Here is a 20,831-nt window from a genome sequence, read left to right as displayed (position 1 = left end):
CAAGCAATAGTGAATTCTCTTATAAAAACGCAGGGTCCGCCTAGGCGGTAAAATAAAAGCCGCTCACCAGACAGTAGAAGAAGATATGCTATCCGAATCGGAATTACCTACAGGGAAGGGCCTCCAGGCATACTGAACACGTCAAGTAATCTTGCAATTAAAAGGAGTTCCTCAAGATTTTTTTAATAGGAAATGGATTGAAACTTTCGTCAAAGTCTTAAATTGGATTTATCAACTATCATCTTATATGACACAAATTAACCGGGCAGAATTCGAAAAAAATCAGCAATACGCTCCTATATAAATCATGGACAGTACCTAAAGAAGCTCTTTTTTACCGTAAAATGAAATTTGATTTAATTGGTATAACCACAGATCTCTGGATATACCATGGTTTAATTAGCCGCATAATATGCTAATCAGGTAATGAAGAAAAATAGTTCGAGTCAAGACTGTTTTTTTACTTTTTATTTGTTTAAGATGGTTAGGTCTTAATTCTTTTTAAGTATCCAGGTTTTGTGGATATTAATTTCAGCCCAATCGTGAATCAACAATCAGCAGCTTATATAAGCCCTTGCTGTGCCTGATTTATTTCATTTTTAAGCCTTGATTGTTTCATTGGAGTTATTCACATTTTCTGTGGATAAGTCTGTTTATATTCTGTTTAACTCCTTGTGAAACTTAGAGGTTAATCAAGTGATCCATCATTCTCCAATGTGTTTTTTCTATAAAAATCACATGGAAAATCTATCAAACTACACTTATGTTCAAAAATTTTCCTATACTTAAATTAATGTTCTAGTGAATAATTTCTGGTTTTATGCTAAGTCTTCATATTGGAGTTATCATGAAATTATCATATAGTTTTTTTTTAGCTGCTATTCTTTTTTGTAATCCTACTTTTTCTCAAGTGAAAATATGTGGAAATCAGATTGGATTAAACTCTTGCGATCAAGGCAGTGAACGGTTTATGCCTAAAGGAGTTTGTTATCAACCCGAAGAAAATGTTGATCCACTGAGTGATGATAAAATAGACACCATCACCCAAAATCTTATTCCGGCTTTAAAAACCATAGGAACTAATATCATTCGTGTTTATCAGGTATGTCCTGGCGGTAATTGTGCTTCTCATGATCAAGTCATGAAAGCATTACAAGAAAATAATATTCAAGTTCTTGTCGAACTCGCGGATTATAAAAATGGTACTCAATGTACGGTTGATCGAAGTACAGACAATTATCCGCAAACACTTTATGATTGTTTTACTAAAAAAATTGATGCATTCAGTAAGTACAGTAATGTATTTGGATTTTCTGTCGGTAATGAAGTATGGATGATGCCCCACAAAATAGATGATAACTATTTAAGGCCTTCAGCCACAATGAAGGCGTTGATTCGCGATATGAAGGCCTACATTAAGAAAAAAAATTATAATAAACCAGTAGGCGTTGCTTTACGCGATGTTCCCGATGTAACAATTCCATTAGCTTACTATTATGCTTGCCATTTACAAAATGAAGAAGAAGACACGTCAGCTGATTACATTGGTTATAACGTCTATCGATGGGGACAGGGTACAGATCCAGGCAATTATCCTCGATTACTCAACCCCTATGCGAAATATCGACCAGTGCTTTCCATACCCGATGGTGGAGATGGGGATGGTGATAAAATGATGAATGGTTTTAACGGCATTAATGTTCCTGTAATTCTAACTGAGTTTGGACGTCCAGATACACCCAGATTATTCTCACAAGTTGATTGGATGTTTCAAGAAGGCGCTAATATCATCAGTGGTGGTATGGTCTTTCGCCTCATTCAAAGAAAAGGAGAAGATCAATTTGGTCTTTATGAAGATAAAAATTTACAAACTCCAACGGCTAATGGTGGATTAAACAATTTAATTACAGAATACAATGAAAAAACACCTCTTATGCTTGGTGAAGGGGTCAACCTACGGAAAATTACTTGTGATTCCTCAAAATTTCCTGGTATGGATTCGTTTCAACTTGACCCTGAGCAACTTCCAAAAGCTGGAGGAGGTTCACAAGGGACACATGAATTATCATTTGATGTTGGAAATCTGAAATTACCACTTACAAATATTGCTATTAATTATGAGGATAGTTCTGGCTGGCACAATGCAGTAACAATCCCTAATCCAGGTAAGCAAAATTACAAAGGAAAAATACCAAACCCCAAAACTTTAAAATCCATTGGGTTTAATTTTAACGACACTTTAGGAGCATGTTTAGTTCAACCTGCAAATTTATTGTGTCAAGACGCATCTTGCAATCAACTTAAGACTATGTCAGCAGCATGGTCTGCTAACGGGCAAGGACCTTGTGCCCTCAAATAAGAAAAATAGGCGCGGGCGCTTGGAGGAGGTTGAACTCCCCCGATAAATGACTTTTTTATAAATGGCAGCCTAAACTATAATGTGCGGCTGTTTATTCGCGTTTCGGCAGAGCCACAAATAATGAGCCTGCGTGATTGAGTGCATTTGCTTCTACTCCAGCTTGGTTACCTTCTCCCTTATAGACATCAACGTGAGCTCCCACAATGGCACCACCGCTGTCTTGGGCCACACACCAGGAAGTAGATTTTTTGCAATGATAGATAAAATTCATTCCAATAGGAATTACCTTGTGATCTGTTGCACATGATGCATGTGGAGTTAGAGTAATATTTTCTGAACCATAAGGGCCACCATCTTCTTTAGCAAAAAATACATAGCTTTGATCGCGATTACGCAAGTCGTCGGCTTTATCGCGGTTAAGTGGATTATCTAGATATTGGCGAATTTGTTTTTCTGATGCGCCGCTTTGTCTAATTTTTTTAGACACATTACAGCGTAACTTTGCTTCATCATGACACTTAGGATCTTTAGCACAACGTTCCATTGCATCAAGGTTGCCACCACAAGTTGGGTCTTGTGCGCATTGGACTATGCGACCAAGCATGGTACGAGGTCTGCCATTAGCAGCCTCGTAATTGATACGAAATAATTTACCATCAAGAATTAATGAACCCGATCCTTGAACCATTAAAAAAGCAGGGTCATTTGGGTCTTTAACATAGCCAATTATATATTTTGGATGTAACGCTCCATGTTCTATTTCGTGTCGATCTGGCACTACAGAGTACGTGCCATTGGCATTTTTCAGACAAAATCCTCGCACCATTTTAGTAAGCGGGTCAATTCCACAAAGAGGAGTTTTCAAATTAAATTTTTTGGATTCCGAAGCGACACTTACAACACCGGGGTTACTGTAGATAGGATATAAAAATGCTCCACCACGTTGGGTGCGAGCCTCAACAGCAGCGGGGGCGTAATAGGCAGTAAATTGAAACTCACCCTGTTTAAATCCTGCATGATTTTCAGGCCAGCCCTCGCTTTTATACCAATCAAATTCGGTTTTGATGCTCGATAAATATTTTTGAAAATTTCCATGGGCAGCTTTTGCAAGAGCAAGCATTTTTTTGTTGGTATTTAGGCACCATTCTTGACGCTTGAATTTACGACCAGCAAGAGTCACTGTCTGAAATTCGCCATGGTTTTTATTGCAGTTTTCAATCTGGTTATTTAATGCTTTAATCACTTCATCCATATTGCCCACCGGGTTATCTAACGGGAGCTCTGATGCTGATATTTTATGAAATTTAAAGCGCAACACGCCAGGCTCTTTGGCGGCCATTTTCTGTCTTGTGGTAAAATCTGCGAGCCTTCTAACATCTAAACATCGCTGGATTGGATCAGCGGGGAGGGCTGCTTGAGTGATGATGCTGAAAGTCATTAGTGCAATTATTAAAGCGGATTGAAACATTGGTATCCTTAGCCTAGCTATAATTGAGTCTTTGCCCAACCATTGTTTTGAGTTTATAACAAGGATTATATATGCTATTGAATCAGTCATCAAAGGGATGAGTTGAGTAGCCCTTCCTAATGAAGGAAAAGCAGGTCAATATTCTTTTTAAGACGCCCCATTAAAATTCAAGTATTGTTAAGTTTAATTTAAGGTAAATCGTATTTAATGTTGTTCTGTTTTAAATTTAATGGGTACGATTATGTTTTTAGAAAACAACTTGAAGAACTAAATGATATTTTCTCGATTTTTCCAAATCTTCATGCCAATCCTACAATTGACAAAATTAATTTGTTCTTAAGTTTGTCTAAGATCGATTTAAAACCCTTTAGCACTTCACCGGTTATAATTAAGGCTATTTTGATAGAGGCAAAGGCAATTTATCAAAGCTGGAAATGTTTGATGAAATTGTCTGATGCCCTTGAGATTCGCAATAAGCTTGCTTTTTCTATTCTTTTTTTGACTCAAACCATGGTGAATTCACGAATTTAAATATCTCGAAATTAAGCAAGAAAATAAATTACGTCATGAGTAAATACAATGCTGATGCAATGGCCTTTATTGATGGCAAAAAAATACATTGAGAGCTTGCTTGCAGCAGAGCAAGACAGGTGCATACTATAAGACGCTTAGCCTAAACGTCTAAGTCCAAACAAATACTTTTTTTCACCAAACTATTAATTTGAGTATTTCATTTTTTCTAGCGAACAACTTGCTAATATGAATATCGCAATTTACTATCATGTTTTTTTTTAAACCGGATGCATGACATTATGATTCTTTGTATTGATGTTGGAAATTCTCATATCTATGGTGGAGTTTTTTCCGGAGAAGAGATTAAACTTCGTTTTCGTCATACATCTAAAATAAGTACCTCCGATGAACTGGGTATCTTTTTGAAAAGTGTTTTGCGAGAAAATAATTGTTCTCCTGAAGCAATTAAACAAATTGGTATTTGTTCTGTTGTCCCTCAAATTGATTATTCATTGCGTGCAGCCTGTGTTAAATATTTTTCTTTAGAGCCTTTTTTGTTACAGGTGGGGGTTAAAACGGGTCTGAATATCAAATATCGTAACCCCATAGAAGTAGGTGCTGACCGAATTGCAAATGCAATTGCAGCAACACATATCTACCCAAACCAAAACGTGATTATTATTGATTTTGGTACTGCCACTACTTTTTGTGTCATTAGTGCGCAGAAAGTATATATGGGAGGTGCTATTTTGCCTGGGGTTAGGCTCTCAGTAGATGCTTTATCAAAAAATACAGCGAAATTACCTGCTGTAGAAATCATAAAAATTGAAAATTCAGTCGGACGCTCAACAATAGAAAGTATTCAGTCGGGTGTTTATTACGGCGCTATTGGTGCTTGCCGTGAATTGATTCAACGCCTGAATCAGGAGGCTTTTGACGCGGAAAACACTTTGGTTTTAGCAACAGGTGGCTTTGCTTCCTTATTTGAAAAACAGAAATTGTATGATCATCTTGTTCCTGATTTGGTTTTGCAAGGGATAAGATTGGCTGCTTTGATGAATAATTGATTTAAAAAAGCACCTACAATTACTATTAAAAAGAGTAATTGTAGGTGCTTAAATTTACTTTACGTTGAAAAAAATTGCTCACTGTATAGTCATCTTCATGCTTTTGGAAATATTTTTTGAGTCCGTCTGGAATAGCCTGTTGTTGTAAGTCCTCATTTTGATTAATAAAATCCTTTAAATCGCCCTTAGCATCTTTTGCATCATTGACTGTTCCTTGTAATAAATTTCCCAAAATCTTACCAAGCTGACTCCCTGAGTCGAACGTTTCTGATTGAATTTTATCATGAACTAAGACCTCTGCTTGAGTTCGAAATTTCACTACATCCTTTATGCATTGAGATGGTATTTAATAATGCAATTTCTTTAGACCTATCACTTTTTGAAAACGGTTTTTAATCCCGCATCATGCGCATCCCTTTCATCGCTAAGAAATTGTGTTTTTCTACATTAAAAATTCCATTTGGATTTGGAGGTCGTTTGAATCTTTAGATACTTTTCTTCAATAAATTTCCTCAGAGAATGTAGTAAGGCAATATTTTTAAAATTTAAAATTCGTTCATAATCTTCATGAATAGATCTATTTTTGAGCATTAATTCTCTAAACTACAAATAAATTATCTAGAAAGTGGGTTTTTATCTTGACGCATGGAGAAATGTGTTTCTATAGTGTATAAAAGTGGGGTAAAATAATAAAAAAGTGGAGAATTGTGGAAGATAAAAACTTTCACATAAAAGAAAACAATGTTTCGCGGAATAAATGCCATCACCATTGATACTAAAGGACGCTTAGCTATCCCTACGCGTTATCGAGCCGCGCTGGGTGCGGAAGAAAAAACTCCTTTGGTGGTGACTATTGATACTGAAGAAACATGTTTGTTGCTCTATACTGCAGCTCAATGGCAAATCATTGAGGACAATTTGCAAAAATTACCCAGTTTTAATGCTGCTGCACGAAGAATACAGCGTTTATTGATTGGCCATGCGACCGATGTTGAAGTGGATGCAAATGGTCGGGTGTTATTACCTACAGTTTTAAGAAATTATGCGCAATTGGAAAAAGATGTAGTGATGATAGGTCAAGGAAATAAATTTGAAGTATGGAGTAAGGATCTTTGGGAAACCCGACGTGAACAATGGTTGGCTGAGGAAAGTTCCGGAACTGGTGGGTTACCTGATGAAATGAAAACGTTTTCTTTGTAATTGGAAACAAAAATGGCAATGCATCAATCAGTATTACTTCATGAATCAATAGAAGCTCTCGCCATTAAAAGTGGAGGTATCTATTTTGATGGTACTTTTGGACGTGGAGGTCACAGTAGAGAAATTTTACGACATTTAAATGATCAAGGTCGTTTATATGCCATAGATAAAGATGTGGAAGCGATCGCATATGCCACAGATCATTTTAGTCAAGATAAGCGTTTTCATATATTTCAAGGTTCATTTGCACGAATTCAGGAGTTTGCTACTGAAGCAGGTGTATTGGGAAAAGTGAATGGTATTTTGTTGGATTTAGGCGTGTCTTCACCACAACTGGATAATCCGGAAAGAGGTTTTAGTTTTATGCAGCAAGGACCTTTGGATATGCGTATGGATTTATCTCAACATATGAGTGCTGCGCGGTTTGTTAATGAAGCCGAAGCAGAAGAAATGGCTTCTGTTTTCAAGTTGTATGGAGAAGAGCGTTTTGCAGGACGTATTGCGAAAGCAATAGTTACTGCCAGAAGCATTGCACCTATTTCTACAACGTTGCAATTGGCGGAAATTGTGAAGGAAGCAAATCCAAAATGGGAAAAACACAAACATCCAGCAACACGTGTGTTTCAAGCCATACGCATTCATATAAACCAAGAATTAAACGATTTAAAAAGTTGTTTGGAACAATGCCTTAAAGTTCTAGCTCCCAAAGGCAGATTGGCAGTGATTAGTTTTCATTCTCTTGAGGATCGCATCGTTAAACAATTTATGCGCGATAAAGAACAGGGAGTCATACCCCCCCCGGAGGTTCCCATTCGTTATGAGGCGCTAAAGACAAATTTTAAAAGAATAGGTAAGGCGATTATGCCACAAGAAGTTGAAGTAAAAGAGAACGTCAGATCTCGAAGTGCTGTACTTAGAATAGGGGAGAAATTAGCATGAACGCTGCAGCGAGAGTAATCAATCAAGGTACCTTATTTAATGGTCAACTGGCAGATATGCATATGTCAAAATCATTATACATACTGATTATATTATTAGTTGCTGTATTAGTGAGTGCTTTGGCTGTGGTATACAGTACCAACTCATATCGGTTGACTTTAAACAAGGTAGAACAACAAGAACAGTTAACTCATTATTTACAGACGCAATGGGGACAGTTACTGTTAGAGCAAGCAAGTCTGGCCACACCGGGACGCGTAGAGGAGCTCGCCACTGAAAAATTACAAATGCTTTTGCCAACATCTAAAAATACTTATTGGTTACAAGCACAGCAGTAGAAGTTTTTGTTTTAAACGAGTACCATTGCCATTTAGTTTTAGTAGCGTAGCCTGGGTGGAGGCAAGGCCATAACCTGGGAGTTTTTGTGCAATATAACCCGGGTTATGGCATTTGCCTCCACCTAGGCTACAGATGGATAAATATCCATGAAAAACTCGACTCATTTAAACAGACTGATTGTAGTATCTACCTTTTTTTCATTGCTATTATTCATTTTAGTTTGGCGTATGGTTGATCTCACGGTACTTCATCGCCAATTTCTGCAAGGCCAAGGTAATGCTCGCAGTTTACGTGTTGTAGATATCCCTGCGCACAGAGGAATGATCATGGATAGAAATGGCACACCTTTGGCAATTAGTACTCCTGTGGAATCAGTCTGGGTAAATCCTAAAGAGTTCTCACCCGATAAAGAACAATTTATGTCCTTGGCAGAGTATCTGAATTTAACTCCCAAACAGCTAAGCAGAAAAATAGTAGATGCAGAAAATAAAGAATTAGAATTTCTCTATTTACAAAGACAATTACCGCCCCCCTTAGCTAAGAAAATAAAGGCATTAAAAATCCCAGGCGTTAACTTTCAAAAAGAATTCAAACGTTATTATCCTGATTCAGATAGTATTTCCCAGTTGATTGGATTTACTAATGTAGATGATCAAGGATTGGAAGGAATGGAGCTTGCTTATCAAGATTGGTTGAAGGGTGTTGTTGGTAAGAAAAGAGTAATTAAAGATCGTTTAGGAAGAATTATTGAGGAATTAGGTGTCATAAAACAACCTCGCCCTGGGCGTGATATGACTTTAAGTATTGATCGACGTTTACAATATTTGGCCTACAGCGAACTCGCTAAAACGGTTGAAGAATTTGCTGCAAAATCGGGTTCTGTTGTCGTTGTTGATACAGAAAATGGTGAGATTTTAGCTATGGCTAATGTTCCTTCCTATAATCCCAATTCGCGGGGACGTTACGATAAAGATACTTATAGAAATAGAGCTGTTACAGATACGTTTGAACCTGGTTCAGTCATTAAGACATTGAGTATCGCCAGTGCCTTGGAAACAGGCCTATTTACACCGTCGACGATTATTGATACGAATCCAAGTTGGATGAGTATTCAAGGTCGTATAGTTCGAGATATTCATAATTATGGTGTCCTTGATGTAACGGGTGTATTAGAACACTCAAGTAATGTCGGGGTAACAAAAATGGTTTTAGCCAGCCCCCCAGAGCAATTAATTGGATTGCTGCGACGTTGTGGCATTGGACAACGAACTGAAAGTACTTGTCCCGGAGAAAGTGAAGGGAGCATCGTTAATGTTAAAGATGCAAAACCTTTTGTATTGGCTACCGTGAGTTTTGGTTATGGCTTATCGGTAACCGCATTACAATTGGCTAAAGCGAATATGGTTTTTGCGAATCAGGGTAAATTGATTCCAGTAACGTTACTGCATAATGACCCGCCAACTCCGGGCGTGCAGGTAATAAAACCTGAAACAGCACAACAGGTTTTATCCATGATGGAGGCTGTTTTAGGTAAAAATGGTACTGGAAAATCAGCAAGAGTTCCTGGCTATCGTGTAGCAGGAAAAACAGGAACAGCACGTATAGCAGGAAAAAATGGTTACAAAGACAGAAAATATACTGCAAGCTTTATAGGAATTGCTCCCGTTTCAAAACCGAAATTTGTTATAGTCGTTATCATTCATGAACCTTCTCGTAAAAGTTATTATGCTGCAGCAGTTGCAGCGCCATTGTTTGCTAAAGTAATGTCAGGTGCTTTACGATTGTTTAATATACCAACGGATGAATTGGTAGGATAAATTTGACTTTAAGCTTTAAAGGTTTTGTAGTTTAGTTAAATTGTAGTTTTGGATAAAACCCAGACTACATAAAACCTATTAGGAACCACAGTAATGAAACTCTCGCAATTATTAAAACCATGGATTCAGTACATTCATTCGGATTGTACTATTACCGATTTAGAAAATGACAGTCGTTGTATTCAACCAGGAGATTTGTTTATAGCTTATGCTGGTGCAGCAGCTGATGGTCGCTTATTTATAAATAAAGCAGTCTCTGCAGGTGCGGTTGCTGTTGCCTATGATCCTAACCTTTTTCCCAGGAATTGCGTATTACCGGAATCAGTTCCTTGTGTTCCTGTCCCTGACTTAGCGACACAACTTGCACCAATTGCAAAGCGGTTTTATGATGATCCGGGTCGTTTTTTAACTGTAACTGGAGTGACTGGAACTAACGGTAAAACAACGATCGCTTATCAATTAGCTCAGGCTCATCATTTATTAGGGCAGGGAGCAGCATATATAGGTACTATTGGCCAAGGCAATGTAGATAAACTCCAATTATTGGATAATACAACCCCTGACTCACTTTGTTTACAAAAGCTATTACATCATTATAAGAATCAATGTCTGAAACAAGTATGCATGGAGGTTTCATCTCATGCATTGGCACAACATCGAGTAGATGAAGTTGCGTTTAAACAAGCTATATTTACAAATCTAACTCTTGATCATCTGGATTACCATCTCAACATGGAAAATTATGCGATTGCCAAAGCATTATTATTTGCCAGAGAATCATTGCAATGGGCAATTATTAATCAAGATGATGCGTATCAAAAAATAATGGCTACTGCCGTTAAGCCCCATGTTAAAAAGTTAACTTATGGAATACATCAAGATTGTGATGTAAAAGCTGTAAAGTGGATTATGGATATAAAAGGTACAGAAATTGAAGTGCATTCTCCTTGGGGGCAGCATCAATTCAAGACAAAATCCCTTGGCCAATTTAATATTTATAATAGCTTGGCCATATTTAGTAGTTTATTGGCTTCTGATTATGCACCCGCACAGGTTGTCGAAGTAATGACCCAATTAAAAGCAGCTCCTGGGCGAATGGAAATTGTTGCCAATGCTCCCCATGTACTCGTGGATTATGCCCATACTCCTGATGCTCTAGAGAATGCTTTAATTACCTTGAATCAATTAAAAAAAGGACGACTATGGGTGGTATTTGGTTGTGGCGGAGATAGGGATAAGACTAAGAGACCTGTGATGGGAAAAGTTGCCAGTAAACTTGCTGATCAAATCGTCATTACCAGTGATAATCCGCGCACAGAGGATCCACAAATGATCGTTGATGAGATAACACATGGTATTGCAAATTCATCCAATGTCATTCAATTAGTTAATCGTGAAGAAGCAATTGCTTATGCTTTAAATGAAGCAGATGAACATGATGTTATTTTAATTGCAGGAAAAGGGCATGAGGCCTATCAACAGATTGGCACAATAAAACATGTTTTTTCAGATCAGGATGTAGTAAAAAGATTAATCCAGAAGTAAATAAAATGAACCAAGACTGGGTGCATTGTATTATTAGGTAAAGCGTAGCGGATCTCGAATTCGTGTTTCAAATTTCCCCGGGTTTCGCGATGCTTCACCCGGGCTACACGTTCTATTTATGTATGTATCGTTTGAACTTCATCGGTGACATTTCTTCATAGCCTTTGATTGCTACTGCAAATAAATTCGGATCGCCAGTCTCGTAGATACAAACTAAATCATCATCGTCTTTACCTGACTCAGGAATCCCAGGGGATGTTAAGTCAGCTAAAATATCATTGGTTATATCGATTGTATCTTCTTCAGACTCTGCTTCTACCGGTCCAATAGCAAACCCCCAGCTGGAAGAGGTATTGTAATTATTGACTGCATAGCCAATATAATAATTGTAAGCCAGTTGAGAAGCCATTGTGATTCCTACAGCTTGAATGTCACTTAGTTTAGGGCAGACTGATTCATCTGCAAAAGCAGATCCTGTAAGAGCCATCGCAGCTGCAAAAGAAATTAATTTGGTTTTTAAAGACATAGTATAACTCCTTGTTTAATCTAATTATTCCAACTTGATTCCGGGATAAATTTTTTTATCTAAACCGGGTAAATATCAATTTTTACTTATGAGCTTTTAGCAAGTATTGTTTTAATTTCATTGGGCTAATTGCATAATCTCTGACAGCAATAGAATAAACGTAAGGATTACCGGTGTCATACAAACAAATCAATGTGTCATGATCCAGTTCCAAAGGAAATCCAGGAGTTGTCATATTATTTAAAATTTCATTTGAAGCATCTAACGCATCATCTTCTGCATCTGCTTTTACTGGTCCGATAGCAAAGCCCCAGGTAGCTGAATTGAATTGACTGATGGAGAAACCAATGAAATAGTTATTACCAAGCTGTTGAACCTCTGAGATTCCTTCTGCTTGAAGATCACTCAAATCGGGACACGCATTATTTGCTAGGGCAGAACCAGAAAGAATCAACGCTGCTGTAAAAGTAGATAATTTTACTCCTAAAGACATTTACATACTCCTTTGTTTTTTTGTAAAAATCGGCAAAAGAGTATCATTTGATTTACTAATTTACAATGGACAATTTTAGATTTAATAGTATTTATTATGTAAATAATTCGAGACTATTGGGTTGTCTTATTTCTTATATGCCCAATAATAATTTAGTTTTATAGCTTAAAATTGAATCTTTTGAATACTGAGAAAAATCATGGCGTATTTGATGATTTTTACGCAAACTTAAGAAAGAGACTTTTTTATCTGAAGCATGCTTTAAAGATAATGTTTCTTCACGAGGGTTATAAATTTTTAATATAAGTTCATACCATAGTTTGTCTTTTTCCAAGCTCAAGGTTTGGGGCAACGAGACTTTTGCAAATTGAGGGAGAGCTAAATCAGCAATTTGGTGCAAGGCGGTACTAACCATGGCAACCGCAGCGTATTTTGCCTCAAAACTATGGCCTGCGATATGGGGAGTACATATTGTGGATTGATCAATAATACGTGCGTCGATATTCGGTTCATTAAGATATACATCGGTGCAATAGATTAATGGTTTTGAGGAATGGAGAAGTGCTTCTTCATTGACAATTCCACCACGAGCGGCATTAATCATGATACAGCCTGATTTTAATCGATCAAGAAAACTCTGATTAATCAAATCAGCACTAGGATAAGGCTGATTATTATGTAATTCAGCATGAATACACAGCAGATCAACCGAATACAACTCCTCGATAGTGCAACTTTGAAAAGCGGGATCACGTTCTGCTTTGAGTGGATCGTAAGTTAAGATTTCAAAACCAGCTGCTTGCAAACGTACAGCAACTTGAGCTCCTACTTTTCCCAGTCCAATAATGCCTGCTTTATTCCCACGTACAAGTTGTTGTTGTTCCAGAAAGGCAAGACAGGCAACAACATAATCAGCAACAGCTCGTGCATTGGAGCCTTTTGCATCAATTATTTGAATATTTTGGGAATTTAACCAGAGGCGATCAAGATGATCAGTGCCGCTGCTTGCAGTAGCAACGTAGTGCAAACAATGATTTTTTAATAAAAATTGATTTACTTTTAAATTGGCGCGACAAAGAAGAACATCTTGCCCAGAAAGTAATCCTGAGATTTCATTGGGATGATGATATACGGTTAGGTGAAAGGGCATAGGGAAAGCCTGCTCTAATCCTGGCAGAGAGGCATCAGCAAGAATATTCATAGTATTTGTATTGAGAGATTAAATTGCTGGCGTTCATATTCTAAAAATGGCACTGAGTGTAATGAGCCCCAGATTAATTATCGGGGTTAATATCATGCCTAAAACTCCGGTAAATAATAAAAGAATGAGAATAAAAAATCCATAAGGTTCAATTTTAGCATAAGCCATGGCTTGTTTGGGAGGTAAAAGGCTACTGACTACACGACTACCATCCAAAGGTGGAATAGGAAGTAAATTTAATGCAGCCAAAATTAAATTGATAAATACTCCTGCCTGGGACATGGCATAAAGAAAAAGTACAGCCATCGATGTGCGCGGATTAAGTATGAGCGCGATTTTGTTACAAGCAGCCCATAAAAATGCCATGAAAAGATTCGCAAATGGCCCTGCAAGAGTTACCATGATTATATCTCGCCGAGGATGACGAAATCGGTTCGGGCTAATTGGGACAGGTTTTGCATAACCAATAACAAAATTAAATTGTGTTAATATACCAACCAACAAAGGTACAAATACAGTACCCATTGGATCCACATGACGAAGAGGATTCAAACTTAATCGACCCAACATTTTTGCCGTAGTATCGCCACAACGATATGCAACATAAGCATGGGCTGCTTCGTGTAAGGTAATGGCAAATAAAATAGGGATAGCCCAAATACATATTTTTTGGATCAAGGTAAATTCTATCATTAAAAACTGACCGATAATAAAGGTAGTCTGATTCTATCGAATAGTTGTTTCCAATAACAAGTAAAAGGTTACGAAAGTCTTCTCTCCTATTATCAATTTACTTAATTTTTAATTTTAAATGAACATGTTAATCTGTTGATTAAATTGAAATCAGAAAGTTGATTGGTTGGTCTGTGCATGATATATTCTGACCGAAATTTAACGAGTCTAGGAGACAAAATGCCAACATTAAACAAATTAAAGCCCGAGCTTAAAGATGCCTTAGGGAAAATAAACGATTTAGTATCTCGATATGACGCGTTATATGTAAAAAGCCAAAGTGAGTCTCTTAGAGATAATCAAGATGCAACCCAATATGTTGATGACGTTATTAAAAGATATAATGTGATTAAAAAGACATCACCTGGCTCATCAACGTTACAAGATAAAAAAGAATCTTTTTTACCTTTATTGAGAGCGCATGCGGCTGAAGTCTGTATACTCGCTTTTTCTAAGCCGGGCGATCTCGCATCTCGACTCAAAGCATTGGATTTTGAACCCAGTAAAATTGAAGAAATAACTAAGGGATTAGAACAACCAGGAAATGATGATGATTTACTTTCTATTATTGTATCATCAGTAGTAACCAGTGAAACCTTGTTAACATGCTCCGATAGCCATCACCATGGTCATCCTCACGGTCACTGGTAGTTAAATATTGGAGAGTGGCCATGTTGTTGTTAAAGGATTGTGCTATTGATCCAGGCGATATAGTGTTTGTTGTATCAAGTAGTCGCAAACCTTTAGTACGATTAAAGCAGGCCGCTCAATCATTCACAACTGCTGGTAATAAGCACGGGCATATGGAAGTAGTTACAGTCTTTGTTTGCACTGGCAAGAATAAACACGGCATTATCTGCCACAATTATGAGCGACAGCTTTCTTCGTCAATAGATGTATTTATTAAAAATCTTCAAGAAAAGACTGTAGAGGATTTAACAGTCCTGCTTCTCAATTACTGCAGCAAAGAGTTGACATCAGTTCAAATAAAGAAAGCATGTGAAAGTGGTGTTAAATGGATAAAACTTTTGGCTTCCAAAATAACAGGGGATGAGGAGACAGAAGATCTCATCAAACAATTCCTTGTTGCATCGAAAGAAAATAAAAGGAGATTAATTCAATTATTGGTTATGCTTTGGCGTGCTTCAGGACAAGCAGAAACTCTTCCTGCAGTTAATTCAAGTTTGTTGGTTTTTAAACATACTGACAGCAAACAAAGACGACAATTCCTTGAAGCATACCAGGAACAAGTTCGAGTGACTGGAAGGTTGCATGCGCAAAGAAAAAGCCGCACCAGTTTATGGGCTGTACTTAAATCTTTTTTTCAATGGTCAAATAAACAGGATAAAAAAGATAGAGAAAAACGTACCCCTTCTGAGGAAACTTTTTGTTCACATAATGTGATGCAAGTTTTAAATCAAGTTAATCCTAATCTTGTAAATAGAGGAAGACATGTTCTACCCAAATCTTTGGAGGCAGGACTTCGTGAGGCGACAAAAAATATAAGTCAAGTTGAAGATACAGCGAATCAGGAGCAACTCGATGATTTTGAAGCAATGGTTGCAGCTCAAAAACTACCTCCGTTTAAATTACAAATTTTACCCTCATCAGGCAAAGAATTGATGAGCACATTATTAGCAGTGGTAGATAAAGAGATTCAGCGCATTGAGTTTAAATGGTGGTTCAACCAAAAAGATAGGAAAAAAGCATCTGATTTGAAACAACTCCTTTTGCCTTTTCGCGATCCCAAATATCAAAACTATCCCATTGAATTTCAGGTTGATGTCGCTTTAGAGCTTATCGCTACATTACTTCTCGCATTGCAAAGAAAAACAGGGGTCTTGGGCGAATGGTTTCCATCAACTGCTTATGCCAATGTGAGAGCATTTGCTCGTACACAGGGTATTTTTGATGGAGATATCCGCGAAGCAATAGAGAAGCTAAAAAGTAAGCCTGTTATTCAAAACGAGTCTCATGAAGAAGTAGTTGAAGATCTTGAGCCGGTGCCTACTGATCAAATTTATATTTTTTCTGATTGGTCATTTTCCAGTTGGTCAACAAGTAAGCGTGAGTTGATGTTAGCGCATATGATTGAATTGCTTACCGCAGGGCATGCGTTATATACCTGGGAAAATGGACAATTGGTTCAAATGAGCAAAAAGTCCATAAAAAATGCTCTAAATGGGGAAGATTTTGAGGACTTGTTGGCTTCTAAATTAAAACCAGCAACGCGTACTACCGTTCTTTCCCAAGCACAAAAGCAACGATTAGATACAACACAGATTCATTTCCTTGATTATAAAGTCTGCCAAGAGTTAGTAGATGATCATCAACCCATTGAAACACAACTTAATGAGGTAGCACCGATATTCTCGTCCAAACTGGATGAGTATCATTTGAATCAAACGAAACAAGCTATTATTGATGTTGAAATAGCAAATGCTACGCATAATGAAAGAGAACAATTCGCGTTGCAAAATCTAAAAAAGAGTATTATTAACCAAAAAGAAACAAAACAAAAAACGTATCAAAGTGGTATTGATACAAAAGCTTTTGTCGCTCAACCACATTATAGAAAACCCATATTCAAACCAGTTGGTCCACTGACTTTTACTCCGTCTACTAAATATTATCGTGATGAAGTTTATTCTGACCTGGTAATTCATGAAAACCCATCCTCTCCATTCCAATATTTTGAGTTAGTGGGCATGAATGCTACGGAAAACCTGGTTGAGTGTGACTATAAGTTTCATGCTGAGGGAATAACAGATGAGCTGATTGAAAAAAGGAAAGAGGAATCAGATCTTATTCTCTTAAAAGGAAAAAAAAGATTAAGTTTGACAGAAAATTGGCAGGCTTTACCCTCTGTGCACCCTAGTGAAACTATGTTGGACATCGCAAGTAATGGATTAAAAAAGGATGATTTTGAAATAAAGTACTCTAAAAAAAATCATTTGCATTATATTCGCTTAACAAAGCCCACAACAGAGCCTCGAGATGTCTTTATCAATTTATTGTTGCGCATGCCCGAACACTATAGAGCACATCCTGTTTTTAGCACATTAACGGCACAAGATGAGCATCAAGAAATACATTGTTTATTAATGAAATACCTTAAGTTTGGCAGAGATCGTGGCGGATTACGCAACTCCATTGAGGTAACCGTCCATAATGGCAAGGAGTATCTTGATGAGGCGAGAAAGTTAGGTGTTGCAAGTTGCCGTTTAAGAGCGATTGCCTTTAAGGAAGAAATGAGTCGTTTATACCCTGAAGTTCCTGTATCTATTGATATTAATCCGGATCATTGTTTTATTGAAATGGAATTGGATGGTCAATGGCAAAGGTATTGTCTCGGTGGGTATAGGGATACCCCAACTTTGATTGAATCAGTCAAGGAAGATACTGTAAGGTGTCGATTCTTTACCGAAAACACAAAGCAGCAATCTCACGCACCTGTTGAGGAAGTGAGGTTTGTTAACCGTTTTGTGTAGCCAGGGTGCAGCGCAGCGGAACCCGGGGAAACCGATGATAAGTAACCCGGATTCTGTTGCGCTGTACCCTGGCTACAAGGTAGAACAGGGAAATATATAGAAGTAGGGGGCATCATGATTAATCTGTTTGACGCGCATTTACATATTATTGATTACCGCTTCCCCTTGGTTGCAAATCAATCATATTTACCTGATGAATTTACGGTTGTTGATTATTTAAAAATTACAAAACCACTGCACATTCTTGGTGGAGCAGTGGTATCGGGATCTTTTCAAGCATTTGATCAAACCTATTTGGTACATGTGTTACATGTCTTGGGCCCAAATTTTGTTGGGGTGACTCAATTACCTGCTACAGCAAGTAACGAGCAAATTATTAAATTAAATCAGCAAGGAATTCGTGGTATTCGATTTAATCTGAGACGTGGTGGTTCAGAAAAAATTGAACATTTAAGTGACATGGCGCATCGAGTTTATGAGATTGCCAAATGGCATGTAGAATTGTATGTTGATTCTTCTGATCTTTTGGAATTAACCGATTTGATACTCAGTTTACCTGCAGTCAGCATTGACCATCTGGGACTATCAAAAAGCGGACTTCCAGTTTTATTTAAGCTCGTTGAACAAGGGATCAAGGTCAAAGCATCCGGGTTTGGCAGAGTTAATTTTGATGTCACAAGCACTCTAAAAACGATTGCATCGATTAATCCCGATGCATTGATGTTTGGTACGGATCTTCCCTCAACGCGCGCCCCCCAACCTTTTAAGAAAAACGATATTAGCCTTATTTGGGATGTCTTTGATGACCGTATAGCCAATAAAATTTTATTGACAAATGCCGTTGATTTTTATCGTTTACAAATTTAAGTTTTAAAAAAGCCTGAGTGAAGGCCCGCAGCCGTAACCCGGAGACATAGATATAAAACTTCCCGGTTACGGCTGCGCCTTCACTCAGGCTACTTTCTGGAGCTCTTGGCCGTTATATCGAAGCTCGAGAAAATCGAGTTATATCAAAGGATAATAATTTAAAATAATCATAGGACATATAGAATTCACCGTCATCCCCAACAGAGGTGCCCCAAGAGTTTCTTAAGAACAATAGTCCTTTATGTTTCACTCCGTGATTATCTACTGCAACTGCATTATCATCATACCCAGTAATGATCATTTCATGAGCTGCTTCAACATACTCAATATCTGCAATTATCTCTGGTGTTAAGACCCAGGTATCTTTATATATCCATGTTTTATATTTTCCTACTGCTCCTACAGTACCTAAATCAGTACGAGGAAGAAGCACAGCAAAAACTAATCGGTCACCTGTAGATAGAGCTTGCTTCACATCATTTAAGTTTTTTCCTGGGTCGGTTTTTTGAAATACATCAGACCAATTAACGTCTTTGCCAAAGACGAATTCACTTAGCGCACTAAATTTTTCAGGATCCATAAAAGATTCAGGATCATGCTCTGTATATGTTGGGTAGTATTTCATGCCGCCACAACCGAATTTCAGTTGCTTTACTTTATTAACAATTCCATACTGTTCCATCTGGCCAATTACATAACTTGCATAACTTCCATCCCAGCCGCTTAAGCCATAACCGTGTTTTTCCAAATAGCTACCCAACTGCAAATTACACAATTGACTAATATAATCACCTTTAGTCATGGTGGCATCAAGTGCTGCAGTTACTGCAAAAGTGACGCAGGTTCCATGTATTCCTTGATCCAAGACGGGTACATTACCCATACCTAATTTAACATTATTGGGTACAGATAAGGCTGCTGCTTTTGATGAAGCATTAGCAAATTGGTGAGTATGCGCTAAAGCATGTTGGGCGCGGTTGGTCAGAAGGTTTTTTGCTTCGTCAGAAAGATGTACTCGCAGTAATTGAATGCTCTTTTCATCTTTCACAAGATTATCGTGCGACAAATGTGCAGATACTTGCTTTAATGTCTGTTTCAGACTACCAACAACTGAAACGTCTTGGGCATAAGATCCCTTAATTATCATTGCCGCGAAAACAAGTGCTAGCGTTGACTTAACGGAAAATTTTGTTAAATCCATGTTCATTTGTTCCTGTAGCTAAGAATGATGTTGAATTGTTATTCTTCTTGGCCTTATTGTCAACATTGTAAACGATTTGAAATTGATACTTAGATGGCTGATTACACTGGATTTCTTATGATAAACATGTCTTTATTAAGATTTGTTGAATGGTTACAGTAGGCTAAAAATTTCAAAGATTATAGGGAAATGTCATTAAATAGATAAAATTTTTGGAAACTTCCTTCTTTGAGGTATTCAATTTTGTGGATAAAGTAAGAAAAGAGAGGAAAGATAATTTAATTGCTTTTATTATACATGAGTTAGTGGAACTTAAATGGTATGAGCACTTATTATACAATATTCATGCCACAGGATTACGCGCTTTACTGTTGTTATTACCATTCCACGGTATTTACGTGAAAAATGAGGATTTGATCGATGTCGCAATTTGAAAAGTTATTTAATTTTATGAAAAAACCTTGGGTTATTTTTCCCTATGCATTTTTGGTTATTTTAGCCTATTATTTTGTAGACAAGCCTTTGGCAACTTATTTTTACCAGTTGGATCTTAGTGTCAATATTCCTTTTTTGATAATATTGACTGCTTTGGGAAAATGGGTCGCTTATATCATTTTGTTTTTTATTGCTGGATTGTATTTTCGATACATTCAAGTTAATACTGTTTATGAAACTCGATCTTGGTATTTACTAGGTTGTGTATTTTTAGCCAATTTGGTTTGTTTGATTTTAAAAGTTGCGTTGAGTCGTGCTCGACCTGAATTGTTATTTTCCAGTAATGAATTTGGATTTTATTGGTTTAAGTTGAGTTCAAATTATTGGTCGTTGCCTTCAGGACATACGACGACAGTGATTAGTTTAGCAGCAGGATTAGGGATACTTTTTCCTCGATATTTTTATGTGTTACTTGTTGTTGCGCTTTTGGTTGCTGCCTCAAGAATTTTGTTATGCTTTCACTATTTGAGTGATGTGATGAGTGCATTTTATATTAGTCTGTTGGTTATTGGCTTTTATACGGAATACACTAAACGGAAGAATTGGTTCAATAAAATGGATTGTACTATGCGATAACT

General features: G+C 37.3%; 19 protein-coding genes. 12 read left to right on the top strand and 7 right to left on the bottom strand.

What is annotated here, in order from left to right:
- The first annotated feature begins 847 nt into the window (after positions 1 to 847).
- Complete coding sequence (locus Ltuc_RS09700; RefSeq protein ID WP_058521062.1) at positions 848 to 2,359, top strand: glycoside hydrolase family protein; 1,512 nt, start codon at positions 848 to 850, stop codon at positions 2,357 to 2,359.
- 91 nt (positions 2,360 to 2,450) lie between these two features.
- On the opposite strand, the gene Ltuc_RS09695 is transcribed toward Ltuc_RS09700, so the two are convergent.
- A complete protein-coding gene (locus tag Ltuc_RS09695; RefSeq protein WP_058521061.1) occupies positions 2,451 to 3,827 on the bottom strand; it encodes an MltA domain-containing protein in 1,377 nt (458 codons plus the stop codon).
- A gap of 207 nt (positions 3,828 to 4,034) precedes the next feature.
- Here Ltuc_RS09695 and Ltuc_RS09690 point away from each other — a divergent pair, with 207 nt between their 5' ends.
- Both Ltuc_RS09690 and Ltuc_RS09685 read left to right on the top strand, forming a co-directional pair.
- Complete coding sequence (locus tag Ltuc_RS09690; RefSeq protein WP_058521060.1) at positions 4,035 to 4,358, top strand: hypothetical protein; 324 nt, start codon at positions 4,035 to 4,037, stop codon at positions 4,356 to 4,358.
- 281 nt (positions 4,359 to 4,639) lie between these two features.
- The gene (locus Ltuc_RS09685) at positions 4,640 to 5,407 is read left to right on the top strand and encodes a type III pantothenate kinase (protein WP_058521059.1); all 768 of its coding nucleotides are present in this window, start codon (positions 4,640 to 4,642) and stop codon (positions 5,405 to 5,407) included.
- A 25-nt stretch (positions 5,408 to 5,432) separates the two neighbouring features.
- On the opposite strand, the gene Ltuc_RS09680 is transcribed toward Ltuc_RS09685, so the two are convergent.
- On the bottom strand, positions 5,433 to 5,726 hold the full coding sequence (locus Ltuc_RS09680; RefSeq protein WP_058521058.1) for a hypothetical protein: 294 nt from the start codon (positions 5,724 to 5,726) through the stop codon (positions 5,433 to 5,435).
- Between the two features lie 422 nt (positions 5,727 to 6,148).
- On the opposite strand from Ltuc_RS09680, the gene mraZ reads away from it, so the two are divergent.
- The 5 genes from mraZ to Ltuc_RS09655 all read left to right on the top strand — a co-directional run bounded on the left by mraZ (position 6,149) and on the right by Ltuc_RS09655 (position 11,247).
- Entirely contained in the window at positions 6,149 to 6,607 is a 459-nt protein-coding gene (mraZ, locus tag Ltuc_RS09675; RefSeq protein WP_058388522.1) for a division/cell wall cluster transcriptional repressor MraZ, read from the top strand.
- Between the two features lie 12 nt (positions 6,608 to 6,619).
- Positions 6,620 to 7,546: a 16S rRNA (cytosine(1402)-N(4))-methyltransferase RsmH gene (gene rsmH, locus Ltuc_RS09670; RefSeq protein WP_058521057.1), complete on the top strand. Its 927-nt coding sequence runs from the start codon at positions 6,620 to 6,622 to the stop codon at positions 7,544 to 7,546.
- On the top strand, positions 7,543 to 7,884 hold the full coding sequence (gene ftsL, locus Ltuc_RS09665) for a cell division protein FtsL (RefSeq protein WP_058521056.1): 342 nt from the start codon (positions 7,543 to 7,545) through the stop codon (positions 7,882 to 7,884). Before rsmH ends, ftsL begins: the two co-directional genes overlap by 4 nt.
- Before the next feature lie 147 nt (positions 7,885 to 8,031).
- On the top strand, positions 8,032 to 9,702 hold the full coding sequence (locus Ltuc_RS09660) for a peptidoglycan D,D-transpeptidase FtsI family protein (RefSeq protein WP_058521055.1): 1,671 nt from the start codon (positions 8,032 to 8,034) through the stop codon (positions 9,700 to 9,702).
- A 93-nt stretch (positions 9,703 to 9,795) separates the two neighbouring features.
- Positions 9,796 to 11,247 (top strand): UDP-N-acetylmuramoyl-L-alanyl-D-glutamate--2,6-diaminopimelate ligase, encoded by a 1,452-nt coding sequence (locus tag Ltuc_RS09655; protein WP_058521054.1) that lies wholly within the window; start codon positions 9,796 to 9,798, stop codon positions 11,245 to 11,247.
- 112 nt (positions 11,248 to 11,359) lie between these two features.
- Here Ltuc_RS09655 and Ltuc_RS09650 read toward each other — a convergent pair whose 3' ends face one another.
- From Ltuc_RS09650 to Ltuc_RS09635, 4 genes are all read right to left on the bottom strand, one after another.
- Positions 11,360 to 11,773, bottom strand: coding sequence for a DUF4949 domain-containing protein (locus Ltuc_RS09650; protein ID WP_058521053.1), 414 nt, complete (start codon positions 11,771 to 11,773; stop codon positions 11,360 to 11,362).
- A gap of 82 nt (positions 11,774 to 11,855) precedes the next feature.
- Entirely contained in the window at positions 11,856 to 12,266 is a 411-nt protein-coding gene (locus Ltuc_RS09645; protein WP_058521052.1) for a DUF4949 domain-containing protein, read from the bottom strand.
- Positions 12,267 to 12,399: 133 nt separating this feature from the next.
- Entirely contained in the window at positions 12,400 to 13,467 is a 1,068-nt protein-coding gene (locus Ltuc_RS09640) for an NAD(P)-dependent oxidoreductase (RefSeq protein ID WP_058521051.1), read from the bottom strand.
- A 33-nt stretch (positions 13,468 to 13,500) separates the two neighbouring features.
- Complete coding sequence (locus Ltuc_RS09635; protein WP_058521050.1) at positions 13,501 to 14,160, bottom strand: site-2 protease family protein; 660 nt, start codon at positions 14,158 to 14,160, stop codon at positions 13,501 to 13,503.
- 219 nt (positions 14,161 to 14,379) lie between these two features.
- Between Ltuc_RS09635 and Ltuc_RS09630 the strand changes: the two genes are divergently transcribed.
- The 3 genes from Ltuc_RS09630 to Ltuc_RS09620 all read left to right on the top strand — a co-directional run bounded on the left by Ltuc_RS09630 (position 14,380) and on the right by Ltuc_RS09620 (position 18,557).
- Positions 14,380 to 14,850 (top strand): hypothetical protein, encoded by a 471-nt coding sequence (locus tag Ltuc_RS09630; RefSeq protein ID WP_058521049.1) that lies wholly within the window; start codon positions 14,380 to 14,382, stop codon positions 14,848 to 14,850.
- 20 nt (positions 14,851 to 14,870) lie between these two features.
- Complete coding sequence (locus tag Ltuc_RS09625; RefSeq protein WP_058521048.1) at positions 14,871 to 17,690, top strand: hypothetical protein; 2,820 nt, start codon at positions 14,871 to 14,873, stop codon at positions 17,688 to 17,690.
- Between the two features lie 114 nt (positions 17,691 to 17,804).
- Entirely contained in the window at positions 17,805 to 18,557 is a 753-nt protein-coding gene (locus Ltuc_RS09620; RefSeq protein WP_058521047.1) for an amidohydrolase family protein, read from the top strand.
- Between the two features lie 112 nt (positions 18,558 to 18,669).
- Here Ltuc_RS09620 and Ltuc_RS09615 read toward each other — a convergent pair whose 3' ends face one another.
- Positions 18,670 to 19,758, bottom strand: coding sequence for a C1 family peptidase (locus Ltuc_RS09615; protein WP_058521046.1), 1,089 nt, complete (start codon positions 19,756 to 19,758; stop codon positions 18,670 to 18,672).
- Between the two features lie 420 nt (positions 19,759 to 20,178).
- Between Ltuc_RS09615 and Ltuc_RS09605 the strand changes: the two genes are divergently transcribed.
- Positions 20,179 to 20,829: a phosphatase PAP2 family protein gene (locus Ltuc_RS09605; RefSeq protein ID WP_058521044.1), complete on the top strand. Its 651-nt coding sequence runs from the start codon at positions 20,179 to 20,181 to the stop codon at positions 20,827 to 20,829.
- Positions 20,830 to 20,831 lie beyond the last annotated feature (2 nt).

It is taken from the genome of Legionella tucsonensis (assembly GCF_001468035.1).
Lineage (GTDB): Bacteria > Pseudomonadota > Gammaproteobacteria > Legionellales > Legionellaceae > Legionella > Legionella tucsonensis.
This window is presented reverse-complemented; position numbering and strand designations above follow the sequence as displayed.

Bases quoted from the DNA above. Each gene is read 5' to 3' on its own strand.
- Ltuc_RS09605 (WP_058521044.1), top strand. From the start codon at position 20,179: ATGTCGCAATTTGAAAAGTTATTTAATTTTATGAAAAAACCTTGGGTT.
- Ltuc_RS09690 (WP_058521060.1), top strand. From the start codon at position 4,035: ATGTTGTTCTGTTTTAAATTTAATGGGTACGATTATGTTTTTAGAAAA.
- Ltuc_RS09695 (WP_058521061.1), bottom strand. From the start codon at position 3,827: ATGTTTCAATCCGCTTTAATAATTGCACTAATGACTTTCAGCATCATC.
- Ltuc_RS09655 (WP_058521054.1), top strand. From the start codon at position 9,796: ATGAAACTCTCGCAATTATTAAAACCATGGATTCAGTACATTCATTCG.
- ftsL (WP_058521056.1), top strand. From the start codon at position 7,543: ATGAACGCTGCAGCGAGAGTAATCAATCAAGGTACCTTATTTAATGGT.
- Ltuc_RS09625 (WP_058521048.1), top strand. From the start codon at position 14,871: ATGTTGTTGTTAAAGGATTGTGCTATTGATCCAGGCGATATAGTGTTT.
- mraZ (WP_058388522.1), top strand. From the start codon at position 6,149: ATGTTTCGCGGAATAAATGCCATCACCATTGATACTAAAGGACGCTTA.
- Ltuc_RS09615 (WP_058521046.1), bottom strand. From the start codon at position 19,758: ATGGATTTAACAAAATTTTCCGTTAAGTCAACGCTAGCACTTGTTTTC.
- Ltuc_RS09630 (WP_058521049.1), top strand. From the start codon at position 14,380: ATGCCAACATTAAACAAATTAAAGCCCGAGCTTAAAGATGCCTTAGGG.
- Ltuc_RS09620 (WP_058521047.1), top strand. From the start codon at position 17,805: ATGATTAATCTGTTTGACGCGCATTTACATATTATTGATTACCGCTTC.
- Ltuc_RS09650 (WP_058521053.1), bottom strand. From the start codon at position 11,773: ATGTCTTTAAAAACCAAATTAATTTCTTTTGCAGCTGCGATGGCTCTT.
- Ltuc_RS09660 (WP_058521055.1), top strand. From the start codon at position 8,032: ATGAAAAACTCGACTCATTTAAACAGACTGATTGTAGTATCTACCTTT.
- rsmH (WP_058521057.1), top strand. From the start codon at position 6,620: ATGGCAATGCATCAATCAGTATTACTTCATGAATCAATAGAAGCTCTC.
- Ltuc_RS09635 (WP_058521050.1), bottom strand. From the start codon at position 14,160: ATGATAGAATTTACCTTGATCCAAAAAATATGTATTTGGGCTATCCCT.
- Ltuc_RS09685 (WP_058521059.1), top strand. From the start codon at position 4,640: ATGATTCTTTGTATTGATGTTGGAAATTCTCATATCTATGGTGGAGTT.
- Ltuc_RS09640 (WP_058521051.1), bottom strand. From the start codon at position 13,467: ATGAATATTCTTGCTGATGCCTCTCTGCCAGGATTAGAGCAGGCTTTC.
- Ltuc_RS09645 (WP_058521052.1), bottom strand. From the start codon at position 12,266: ATGTCTTTAGGAGTAAAATTATCTACTTTTACAGCAGCGTTGATTCTT.
- Ltuc_RS09700 (WP_058521062.1), top strand. From the start codon at position 848: ATGAAATTATCATATAGTTTTTTTTTAGCTGCTATTCTTTTTTGTAAT.